At 64.8% G+C, this 830-nt stretch carries 1 pseudogene; it reads right to left on the reverse strand.

Features of this window, described 5'->3' with window-relative positions:
* Positions 1–246 precede the first annotated feature (246 nt).
* Positions 247–830 (reverse strand): annotated as a pseudogene (locus tag ACXJKR_RS33805) (DDE-type integrase/transposase/recombinase); the annotation flags it as partial.

Raw genomic sequence — 830 nt, forward strand, 5'->3', positions numbered from 1 at the left:
CGTCGGCACGAAAAGCGCCAGGCCAAGTTGCGTCGCCAGTCCGTAGCGATCGACGATCACTCGCATGGCATTCAACAACGGCTGCTGCGGCATGGACATGAAAAGGTAGCGCGGCTTGGCCATTGCGTAATTTYGTCAGAGTGACGGCGATCTGGATGGTAGGGCGGTTGACCTGCCCTGCGATTTCGAGACAGTAATTCCTAGAAGACGGCGGTTGCAGGTCTTGACGGAGTTGCTGCTTGACGTAATGCCGGCGCTGGCGATCCACTCAAGGATGGCCTGGCTGACGAACTCCGGCCCATTGTCCGAGCGCATGAACAGCGGCGCCCCGTGGGCGCTCACCAGCCGCGGCAGGACTTCGATCAGCGCTTGGAGCGGATCGAGCCGGCCACATTGATGGCCAGGCACTCCCGGGTGTACTCGTCGATGACGGTCAGGCACTTGAGCTGCTGGCCGGTGGCCGTCGTGTCGAAGACGAAGTCATAGGCCCAGACCATGTTGGCCTTGAAGGGGGTGTGCAACCGCGGACGTGTGGACGCAACGCGTTGCGCGAGCGCTTCCTGGGCACCAGCGGGCCCGCCTGGCGCCACAGCCGATGCGTGCGCGACCAACTCAGCTCGAAGCCGCGCCGGCGCAGGAGGATGTGGATGCGGCGGTAGCCGTGGCGCGGGTACTGGGCCGACAGCTCCTTCATTGCATCGATCACCGGCGCATCCTTGGCAGGCAGACGCGGCTGGTAGCTCGGTGCGGCCCGCGACATGCCGATGAGCCCGCAGGCCCGACGCAGGCTAAGTAAGCGTGGCCTCACGGCCCTCTGGCATGGCGATGGC

This window comes from Roseateles sp. P5_E11, from assembly GCF_054049355.1.